The sequence below is a fragment of the Bacillus sp. 7884-1 genome (assembly GCF_002272245.1).
Classification (GTDB): domain Bacteria; phylum Bacillota; class Bacilli; order Bacillales; family Cytobacillaceae; genus Neobacillus.
This window is the reverse complement of record NZ_NPDD01000072.1, coordinates 1-10,193: the sequence shown is the minus strand read 5'-3', so window position 1 is coordinate 10,193 and position 10,193 is coordinate 1. Positions and strand designations below refer to the sequence as shown.

The 10,193-nt window shown below is 37.5% G+C and carries 14 protein-coding genes; 12 read left to right on the top strand and 2 right to left on the bottom strand.

All coding sequences use genetic code 11. From position 1 onward, the window contains the following. Window positions 1-38 precede the first annotated feature (38 nt). The gene (locus CHI06_RS09785; protein WP_095248365.1) at window positions 39-1,037 is read right to left on the bottom strand and encodes an NAD(P)/FAD-dependent oxidoreductase; all 999 of its coding nucleotides are present in this window, start codon (window positions 1,035-1,037) and stop codon (window positions 39-41) included. Between the two features lie 344 nt (window positions 1,038-1,381). On the opposite strand from CHI06_RS09785, the gene CHI06_RS09780 reads away from it, so the two are divergent. From CHI06_RS09780 to kapD, 9 genes are all read left to right on the top strand, one after another. Next, window positions 1,382-2,599, top strand: a complete 1,218-nt coding sequence (locus CHI06_RS09780; RefSeq protein WP_095248364.1) for an NAD(P)/FAD-dependent oxidoreductase — start codon at window positions 1,382-1,384, stop codon at window positions 2,597-2,599. Between the two features lie 83 nt (window positions 2,600-2,682). Then, entirely contained in the window at window positions 2,683-3,174 is a 492-nt protein-coding gene (locus tag CHI06_RS09775; RefSeq protein WP_095248363.1) for an NUDIX domain-containing protein, read from the top strand. A 156-nt stretch (window positions 3,175-3,330) separates the two neighbouring features. Beyond that, window positions 3,331-3,462, top strand: coding sequence for a YuiA family protein (locus tag CHI06_RS29710; RefSeq protein ID WP_165979095.1), 132 nt, complete (start codon window positions 3,331-3,333; stop codon window positions 3,460-3,462). A 159-nt stretch (window positions 3,463-3,621) separates the two neighbouring features. Then, window positions 3,622-3,945, top strand: a complete 324-nt coding sequence (locus tag CHI06_RS09770; RefSeq protein ID WP_095248362.1) for a YuiB family protein — start codon at window positions 3,622-3,624, stop codon at window positions 3,943-3,945. Between the two features lie 116 nt (window positions 3,946-4,061). Continuing rightward, window positions 4,062-4,676: a 3D domain-containing protein gene (locus CHI06_RS09765; protein WP_095248361.1), complete on the top strand. Its 615-nt coding sequence runs from the start codon at window positions 4,062-4,064 to the stop codon at window positions 4,674-4,676. A gap of 115 nt (window positions 4,677-4,791) precedes the next feature. Continuing rightward, entirely contained in the window at window positions 4,792-6,300 is a 1,509-nt protein-coding gene (locus tag CHI06_RS09760) for a leucyl aminopeptidase (RefSeq protein ID WP_095248360.1), read from the top strand. 78 nt (window positions 6,301-6,378) lie between these two features. Continuing rightward, complete coding sequence (locus tag CHI06_RS09755) at window positions 6,379-6,591, top strand: hypothetical protein (RefSeq protein ID WP_095248359.1); 213 nt, start codon at window positions 6,379-6,381, stop codon at window positions 6,589-6,591. Window positions 6,592-6,711: 120 nt separating this feature from the next. Next, window positions 6,712-7,095, top strand: coding sequence for a hotdog fold thioesterase (locus CHI06_RS09750; protein ID WP_095248358.1), 384 nt, complete (start codon window positions 6,712-6,714; stop codon window positions 7,093-7,095). Between the two features lie 176 nt (window positions 7,096-7,271). Beyond that, window positions 7,272-7,892 (top strand): 3'-5' exonuclease KapD, encoded by a 621-nt coding sequence (gene kapD / locus CHI06_RS09745; protein WP_095248357.1) that lies wholly within the window; start codon window positions 7,272-7,274, stop codon window positions 7,890-7,892. A gap of 38 nt (window positions 7,893-7,930) precedes the next feature. On the opposite strand, the gene CHI06_RS09740 is transcribed toward kapD, so the two are convergent. After that, complete coding sequence (locus tag CHI06_RS09740) at window positions 7,931-8,311, bottom strand: kinase-associated lipoprotein B (protein ID WP_095248356.1); 381 nt, start codon at window positions 8,309-8,311, stop codon at window positions 7,931-7,933. A 100-nt stretch (window positions 8,312-8,411) separates the two neighbouring features. Between CHI06_RS09740 and CHI06_RS09735 the strand changes: the two genes are divergently transcribed. From CHI06_RS09735 to CHI06_RS09725, 3 genes are all read left to right on the top strand, one after another. After that, a complete protein-coding gene (locus tag CHI06_RS09735) occupies window positions 8,412-9,152 on the top strand; it encodes a peptidylprolyl isomerase (protein ID WP_095248355.1) in 741 nt (246 codons plus the stop codon). A gap of 87 nt (window positions 9,153-9,239) precedes the next feature. After that, entirely contained in the window at window positions 9,240-9,455 is a 216-nt protein-coding gene (locus tag CHI06_RS09730) for a hypothetical protein (protein WP_095248354.1), read from the top strand. Between the two features lie 76 nt (window positions 9,456-9,531). Beyond that, window positions 9,532-10,053 (top strand): superoxide dismutase family protein, encoded by a 522-nt coding sequence (locus tag CHI06_RS09725; protein WP_095248353.1) that lies wholly within the window; start codon window positions 9,532-9,534, stop codon window positions 10,051-10,053. Window positions 10,054-10,193 lie beyond the last annotated feature (140 nt).

Genomic DNA, 10,193 nt, shown 5'->3' with positions numbered 1-10,193 from the left:
TAAAATAGTAAAAGGCGCCGATATGGCGCCTTTTACTATTACTTTCCAAACATAGATGAACTGTGAAGAGGCTGGATTTTTGCTTTTGGATCGATAAATGCTTTCGCATTGTTAACAGCCGTTGGTGCTTCACCAAATCCACAGGCAATTAATTTCACTTTACCTTCGTATGTGCAAATATCTCCAGCAGCATAGATTCCTGGAATAGCTGTTTCCATTTTGGAATTAACGACGATAGAATTCTTCTCGATTTCTAAGCCCCATTCTTTGATAGGACCTAGAGAGGATACGAAACCATAGTTACAAATTACCGCATCAACATCAATGGCTTTTCTGCCTTCACCATTAACCCCTGTTAGGACAACTTGCTTAATGCCGCTGTCATCACCAATTAATTCTGCAGGCACAAAAGGCGTTTTAACATTCACTTTTGAGTTATGCAAGTTCTCAACACTATGCTCATGAGCTCTAAATTTATCTCTGCGGTGGACAAGTGTTACTTCTTTGGCAATAGGCTCTAACATTAATGCCCAGTCCACGGCTGAATCTCCGCCGCCAAAAAGGACTACTTTTTGATCTGCAAACTTGTTAAGATCATCAATAAAGTAATGAAGGTTTTTGCGCTCGTATTGTGCAGCACTTTCAAGTTCTAAACGACGTGGCTGGAAGGCACCATTACCCGCTGTAATAATAACTGTCTTAGAAAAGTGAACTTCCGAATTGGTTGTTAATTTGAAAGTACCATCCTCTTGTTTTTCCAATTTCTCGACGGATTGCTCTAGTGCTACGGCTGGGTCAAACTTTGCCATTTGTTCTTTTAGATTATTAATTAATTCTTGTGCACGGACCTTTGGAAATCCAGCAACATCGTAAATGTATTTTTCTGGGTAAAGTGCCGATAATTGACCGCCTAATTGTGGTAAGCTTTCAATAATTTTTACTGAAGCTTGTCTCATGCCGCCATAAAAAGCAGTAAATAGACCAGTAGGGCCGCCCCCGATAATGGTTATGTCATAAACTTTTTGATTCTCTTGCACCATGTATCCCCCCAACTTATGTAATAACAGACTCCATTCCTAATAATATCACAAAAGTATAAAATCCTCACAACTTTTGGGGAATATTCAGACAGTTAATATAGAGGAAATCATTCCAATTTTATTAAAAATAATCATTTACCTACTTGAAATTGTGAAGAGTTTAGCATAATATGTATTGAGGATAGATGTTAAATTTTTGTGACAAAAAAAGAAAACTTTTGTGTCATTGTACGTGAATTACATCACATACTTTTTTCCTCTAAACAAAATAAAAATCATAAAAGCTGAGGAAGATAAGAACAAGTATATTACTCAAAATAATAAAGGTGGAAGTGATCACTTTGAGAAAGCCAAAAATTGTTATTGTTGGTGCGGGTTATGGCGGGCTTATGACAACTGTAAGGTTGCAAAAGCTTGTTGGAGTGAATGAAGCAGATATCGTTTTAATAAATAAGAATGATTACCATTATGAAACTACATGGCTGCATGAGGCTTCTGCAGGCACACTTCATCATGACCGTGTTCGTTATGACATTCGTGATGTTATTGATAGAAGTAAAGTTGATTTTGTCCAGGATACTGTTGTTGAAATCAAGAAGGAAGAGAAAAAGGTAATTTTAGAAAAAGGCGAAGTCGAATATGATTACCTCGTTATCGCTCTTGGCGGAGAACCTGAAACCTTTGGAATCAAGGGGTTAAAGGAATACGCTTTTGGGATTACAAATGTAAATTCTTCACGCCAATTACGTGAGCATATTGAGTATCAATTTGCCACTTATAATATGGAAGAAGAAAAGAATGACAATCGTCTAGTTATCGTTGTAGGCGGTGCAGGCTTTACTGGGATTGAATTCTTAGGTGAATTAACCAATCGAGTACCTGAACTTTGTCACGAATACGATGTAGATTCTCACAAAGTAAAAATTATTTGTGTAGAGGCCGCACCAACTGTTCTTCCAGGCTTCGACCCTGAGCTTGTTAATTACGCTGTATCACAATTGGAGCGTAAAGGGGTAGAATTCCTAATTGGAACAGCGATTAAAGAATGTACACCTGATGGAATCATTGTAGCAAAGGGTGAAGAAGAACCACGTGAAATTAAGGCAGAAACGGTCGTTTGGGCTGCTGGTGTCCGTGGAAATGCAATTATTGAAAAATCAGGATTTGAAGCAATGAGAGGCCGAGTAAAAGTGCAGCCTGACCTACGTGTACCAGGATTTGATGAAGTATTTATCATTGGTGACAGCTCACTTGTAATAAATGAAGAAATCAATCGTCCATATCCTCCTACAGCACAAATTGCTATGCAGCAGGGCGAAGTCGCAGCTCGTAACTTGGCTGCTTTAATCCGCAACAAGACAGACCTTGAAACCTTTACGTTTGATAATAAAGGAACTGTATGTTCACTAGGTCATGACGATGCCATTGGTGTTGTATTTGGTAAAAAGGTAATGGGCAGCAAAGCGTCCTTAATGAAAAAAGTAGTCGACAATCGTTCTTTATTCATGATTGGCGGCGCTGGTCTTGTATTGAAAAAAGGTAAATTTAACGTTTTTTAATATTAATATTTTGAAAAGGGGCAGAGAAATCTGTCCTTTTTTTGTTACGATAGATATAAATCATTTTGCCAAGGAGGGGTCTTATGAGCAATAAAGAGAAGCGGGGCAAGGTCTGGTTAGCGGTTGGAGGGATAGTCAAATCCTCCCGAGGGCATTGGCTGGTTGTTAAAAAGCGTTACGGTGGACTAAAGGGAAAGTGGTCACTTCCTGCAGGTTTTGTAGAAGTAGGTGAAACGGCTGATGAAGCAGTGGTAAGGGAAGTTAAGGAAGAAACCGGTATAGATTGCGTTGTCAAGGGGTTAATTGGATTAAGAACAGGTGTTCTTTCGGGAGAAATCAGTGATAATTTGCTTGTCTTTGAGCTTGAACCACTAGATGAAGGGGGAATCCAACACCAGGAAAATGAACTTTATGAGGCAAAGTTTATAGCACCTGAGGAGCTTCTCAAAGAAAAGGATGCATCGATTATGCTGCACTTCCTAATAAATCAAAGTGAATGTGTTACTAAGCCTGGATATGATGGTCTAAACCCAGGAGAACACTTTAAATACAGTTCTTATAAATTATTTTTTTAATTTTTAGAAAATTTAAGTAACGTTTAGGAAATAAAAGAAAACTTATGATGAATCCGTTTTCTTACCCATTTTCGGCCGAATTTCGTCCTTTTCATTTAGTCAGATTCTTGGTATATTATCAGAAAATTTAAATAATATTTCAAGGAGCTGATTTGAATGAAAACAACTAGCTTAGACACTAAAACTTGTGATTATTGCTCAGGTACTGGATATTTCCAATTATTGCTTGGGGGATCCGAAACATGCACCTGCTGCGAGGGATCTGGAAAGAAACAGGAAAAGTATTAATTCGAGCTTATAGGTTAACAAGAACCTTGCTTCCACGGAAACTTCGGGAAGCTATTTTTTTTGAAGTTTTTCCCATGTATAGATAAATAGCGTATTAGGATTGACTCCCTAATGGACATTAAGTAAACTTATTAATGATGTGTAAGAGGGGGTAATTCCATGCAGATGAGCATTGTTGTATTAATTATTTCAATATTGTTATTCTTTGTGTTATTTTTTGGAATTGGTTTTATACTAAATATGCTTTTAAGAATGTCTTGGATTATGGCATTCATATATCCGATTATTGCTATTTTTATTGTTGATAAAGTTAAATTCATTGAATACCTTACAAATGGTAAAGTGGCTTTTCAGGAACTTGGTCAAAAGCTGGGTTCGTTAGCAACCGCTGATATCCTCATTTTGCTAAGCGGGTTAGCAGGCGCGATTGCAGCTGGGGTTACCATTAAGATGTTGAGAAAAAATGGCTATCAAATGTTTTAAGACTTTTTCCATTGTGAAAAAGTCTTTTTTTTTATGTCAAAGATGGTTTTTACACCTTTTTGAATATTTCCATGCAAGTTGGGAAATGAATATTTTGGGAGGAGTGAAAATTATTAATGAATAAAACCAAAAATTGGACAAAGCGTTTTGCAATGACTGTTCTTTTTCTGCTTGCCATTCTAGTGACTGTTCAATCTATTACAGGTATAGATTTCAAATTATTTATTAAACAAATGGTGCAACTTGAGGCACACGCAGCTTCCAGCGAAACAAACGCTGTGACACCGCCATTAGAGGATGCCTTTGACTGGTCAAAGTATCCGAAAAAAACAGTAATTGCAACAGGATATACAGCAGGCTTTGAATCCACAGGTAAAAATGAAAACCATCCTGAGTATGGAATTACCTATTCAGGTGTAAAAGTAAAACGAGATTTATATTCGACTGTTGCTGCAGACTTATCGGTATTTCCGATTGGAACGATTCTGTTCATTCCCGGGTATGGGTTAGGGGTCGTTGCTGATAAAGGCGGGGCTATTAAAGGAAATAAAGTCGACCTTTATTATGAAACAGTTGAGGATGTTTATAACAAGTGGGGTAAAAAGGAAATCGATGTATATATCATAGAGCAGGGAAATGGAAAACTTACAGAGGGTGAGTTGCAAGCATTAAATGAAGACAAATCCATGCAGGTATTCCGTCAGCAGTATATTGGTTCAGAGAGAAAATAATGCAGGCATAGAGCCTGCTATTTTTATTGTTGTAATGAAATGAATATATTTAGAAAGTCGAAATATATTTATATTTCCGATATAATAATTAGGTAATTTATTTGGAGGTGGAAACATGTTTGAGGTTAAAAATGAAATTGACTTCTCAGCAGCACATGAAGGTTTAATAATTGGACTTTTTGACAAGCCAGAGAAATTCAGCGGGATTCTTGAGAAACTGGATGAGAAATTCGATGGACAATTAACGGAACTTGTTAAAGCTGGTGATATATCAGCCAAGTTTAAAAATATTAGCAAAGTACATAGTTTTGGTAAAATCGCTGCAAAAAGAATTTGGTTTGTGGGGCTTGGAAAGGAAAAGGAATTTAATTTCGAGAAACTGAGTGAGGCTTTAGGGAAGGCGTACAAAGCTCTAAGAGGAAGTAAGCTTCAGGAATGTGGTGTCTTTTTGGATTCCTTTATCACTGATTCAGTAGATGGACTAGAAGCTGCACATGCTGTAAGTGAAGCATACGCATTGGCCAGCTATCAATTTCGCGGCTATAAGCAAAAATCGAATGAACCTGAAAAAAAGCTAGAAGAAATCACGGTTTACAGTGAAAGTAGTGATGTAGAGGATATTAAGGCTTCTCTCACAGTGGGGCTTGCTTTTGGTAATGGTACGAACTCTGCACGTACACTAGTAAATATCCCAGGTAACTTATTAACAGCAAAGGACATGGCGAAATATGCACAAGAGCTTGCTGCCAAGTATGACTTTGAAGTTGAAATTCTTGATAAGGAAGAGATTGAAAAGCTGGGAATGGGTGCTTTTCTAGCTGTTAACCAAGGTTCTACAGAACCACCTAAGATGATTGTTTTAATGTATCAAGGGAAAGAACAATGGCAGGACGTTATTGGTTTAGTTGGAAAAGGAATTACCTTTGACACTGGCGGCTATTCAATCAAAACAAAAGCTGGCATTGTTGGGATGAAGACCGACATGGGCGGAGCCGCGGCTGTTCTTGGTGCAATGGAAATCATTGGAGAATTAAAACCGGAACAAAACGTTGTCGCGGTTATTCCTTCAACGGATAATATGATTTCTGGTAACGCATTTAAACCAGACGATGTAATCACCTCTATGAGCGGGAAGACCATTGAAGTGTTAAATACAGATGCAGAAGGCAGACTTGTTTTAGCAGACGCTGTAACCTATGCCAAACACCATGGTGCAGAATATTTAATTGATGTTGCAACCTTAACAGGCGGGGTTATCACTGCGCTAGGACTTCACACAACAGGTGCTATGACGAATCATGAAACATTATATGAACAAGTCTTAGAAGCATCAATGGAAGCAGGTGAGCCAATGTGGCAGTTACCATTGTTCGAGAAAGACAAAGAACGGGTAAGAAACAGCAAAGTGGCAGATTTAAACAACTCTCCTGGCAGCGAGGGACACGCGATAGTAGCAGGAGCCTTTATTGGTGAATTTACAGAAGGTACTCCTTGGGTACATTTAGATATTGCAGGTACTTCAACCACTTCTAGAGAGCACGATCTCGGTCCTGCAGGGGCAACAGGTGTTATGACCCGAACCTTAGCATTATTTGTGGAACGCTTTGAACCCATTGAAAAATAGTAATTTGCCCAACCCATCTCCTCCTTACTCGCATATGAAGTAGTGTAGGCAAGTATAGCGAATAGGAGGTTTGGCTGCATGTATTATTATCGAAGCTCGTATCCTAAACATAACCAAAGATTTATTGGCTTTGGGCTGCCATTTTTGGGTGGTTTAGTTGGCGGACTGTTAGGAAGTGCTTTATTCTATCCCCGGCCATTTTATGGGTATCCTCGCCCGTTTTATGGTTATCCTGCTTATGGCCCTCCAGTATATGGTTACCCTGGATATGGAGCACCTTTTTATTATTAGTTTAATTGTAAAAAACAGCTTTCGAGGCTGTTTTTTCTTTTTGGTTAAAGGGAAATTCCACTAACAAAGAGAATATAAGGAATAGCATTTTCATCAAATGAATTCGAAAGGAGTAGAGATATGATTAAAAACACATTAATTGAAACGTTAGGTATTGAAATAACACATTTAGAAGCTGGAAAAGTAATCGCAACCATGCCCGTCGATGAAAGGACCCGCCAGCCATTTGGATTGTTACACGGCGGTGCTTCGGTGGCATTAGCAGAGACAGTTGCAAGTGTCGGTGCATATGAATTGGTAGATAAAGAAACTGAAGGTGCTGCTGGATTAGAAATTAATGCTAACCATGTTCGACCTATTACTGAAGGAATTGTTACAGCAGTAGGAACTATCCTGCATAAAGGGAAATCCACAATGGTTTGGGATATTAAAATTACAGATGAGAAGGACCGCCTCATATGTATCTCTAGATGTACAATGGCAGTTATTAAATTGAAAAAATAACCTTTTAATAAGATGGGAATTATTCCATCTTTTTTTTAATACAATTGAAAAAATATTTAAAAAATTTATGTCAATTTCGTGATATAATGTAAGAAATATAGAGAATTAGTACAATACTTTGTACATGTTTCTTTATATAATGGTAGTAAGAAAAGTGTCAAAAAGGTGGTGAAAGAATGAAGGAAAAGAGACAAACTATCTTTATTGATTTTGAATTTACAATGCCGGAACGAAATGTTCGTATGAAGAATTTCTTCGCGGAGATTATTGAGGTTGGACTCGTGGCAGTTGTTGATGATCAAATTACAGAGCAGTTCTCCTCCTACGTAACACCACTTAAATTCCCAATCCTAACGGAACGCTGTAAATCATTTTTACATATTTCACAGCAGCAGGTTGATCAGGGAATTTCATTTTATGAACTCATCCGAAAGTTAGGAGAATTCAATAATCAGTATGAAACTACCATCGTCACTTGGGGAAATATGGATATGAAGGTTCTTCGGCATAATTGTTTAGAAGCAGGTGTGGCATTTCCCTTTAAAGCCATAGAGTTGGATTTATCAATGGAATATAAGCGGTTTTTTGGCGATCAAAATCAAACAGGATTATGGAAGGCCGTACAGGAATATGGTAAAGAAGGAACAGGAAGACATCACAGGGCACTAGATGATGCGCTGACTACTTACAATATATTCAGGCTTGTTGAAAAGGATAAACGCTATTTAGAAAAGCCCAAACCAACTACGATTGGTGACCGCATTGATTTTTCGAAGCTATTAAATGAATTCGCATAAAAGGCCAAATCATTCAAACTGATTTGGCCTTAAATTATTTATTTAAAATAATCTTTTTCTAAAGATGAAATACTTTTTAAACTCATTTCTGCCCAAGGGGTTGCATTTTCTGTAAGGTCCGTTTTCATTTTATCAACTGCTTGTTTTAATGATCCGAGATAGTCTGGCACTTCTTCCTTAAAAGGTTTTACCATTTGTTTTGGGATATTGGCCTGCTCACGATAGGAGAGAGCTTTCCTCTCGTGGAAAATAAGTACATCCGCTTCTTTTGGATTATGTAAATCACCTTGCATTGGATGTTTGACAACCGCCAAAACTCTTACTAAATAATGCTGGTTACGAACTTCGGTTATTTCCCCAATATATTTTCCTGTTTTATAAATTCCGGTAACGATTTCGCCAATCTGCAATTCTGACATCAATTTTTCCTCCTCACTCTACTACCTTACTTTATTATATAAAAAACGTAGTGCAAAAAACAAAATTATCGGTTAAATTAATTAAATGGAGGGATGATAAATGAGAAAGAATTTGCAATTTTTATTACTGTTAATCATTGGAGTTCTTGTCTTGACTGGATGTGGGACAAGCAAGGAGAAAGAGGAAGCGGCACCGAAGAGTACTGCTCCGAAAACAGAGGAAAAGGAAGGGAGCGATCAAGTGGCAAACGCAGTTTATCCTCAACTTTCAAATGAGGTTTCTGAAAATGAAAAACTCGTTGAAATAGAAACGACTATGGGAAACATTAAAATTAAATTATTCCCTGAATATGCTCCAAAAGCAGTAGAAAATTTTTTGGAGCATAGTGAAGAAGGGTATTATGATGGTTTGATATTTCACCGGGTTATTAATGACTTCATGATTCAGGGGGGTGACCCGAATGGAGATGGAACCGGTGGGGAAAGTATTTACGGACGGCCATTTGAGGATGAATTCTCAAACAATCTTTTTAATTTACGTGGAGCTTTATCGATGGCTAATTCAGGAGCAAATACGAACGGAAGTCAATTCTTTATTGTTCAGAAAAAATCAGTGGATCCATCAATTAAAACAGAAATGGAAAAGGCTGAAATTTCAAATGAGGTAATTAAGGCCTATGAAGAATTAGGAGGAACACCTTGGCTGGACAATCGCCATACTGTTTTTGGACATGTGATTGAGGGAATGGACATAGTTGATAAAATTGCCGAAACTCCTGTAGATCCGAAGGATAAACCAGAAAAAGATGTGATTATTAAAGGTATTAAGGTATTGAAATAATTTATGAGATTCAATTAATGGCAGGATGCAATTTTTGTTGCTATAATTAATCATTAGTGACATTCCTTTATAGAAAGGGAGAGAAAAATGTTTCAGCCATTTGTAATATCATTATTTCTATACTTTCCTGAAGATAAATCTGAATATGGCCCAGCAGCCATTACGTTTACTATCTTTTTAATCGGTGCCTTTTTAACCATGAGGTACATTATCAAAATCTCTAAACGTGAAGCGATGAAAGCGAAAGAACTAGAAGAAAAAATAATGTCTCGACAGCATAGTCAAGGAAACAGTGAACATTAAGCTGTTTCTTTTTTTTACATAAAGTTTCCTCCCCAAGATGATACTATGACAAAATGTCTATTTTGGGGGGATACGTATGAAGAGAGTTTGGATGATGATTCCACTTATCCTGCTCACGGGTTGTCTGGAAAAGGATATTACAAAACTTGATGTTAAAATGGTAAATGATAAGGGAGATTCTGTTGGAACCATTACATTGCAAGAAGTTTCAAGTGGAGTAAAATTATATTTGAAGTTAAATGGACTTCCTCCAGGTGAGCATGCCCTTCACATTTATGATAAGGGTCAATGCAAAGCTCCAAATTTTAAATCAGCTGGCGAACATTTAAACCCCGATGATAAAGAGCATGGCCTTTTACACCCGAAGGGCTCGCATGCCGGTGACCTTCCTAATTTAATTGTAGAGGATGACGGGTCTGTAAAGGCAGAATTAATGGCAGCTAATGTAACGTTAAAAGAGGGGAAGAAGTCTCTTTTTCCGAAAGATGGAACTTCTATTGTGATTCATGAAGAAAAAGATGATGGAATGACCCAGCCTGAAGGAGATTCTGGTGCAAGGATTGCATGCGGTAAAATCTCTAAAGATAATAAGAAATAAGGAAATCTAAAAATGGGCGGCTTTTCACAGCGAAAAAAATAAGAAAGAAAAATTAGACCTGACAAGCCTGTTTCTTCATAATTGAGGGGACAGGCTTTTTAATAAATGGCTGTGTTAAAGGATACTGTTGATCTTAGAAC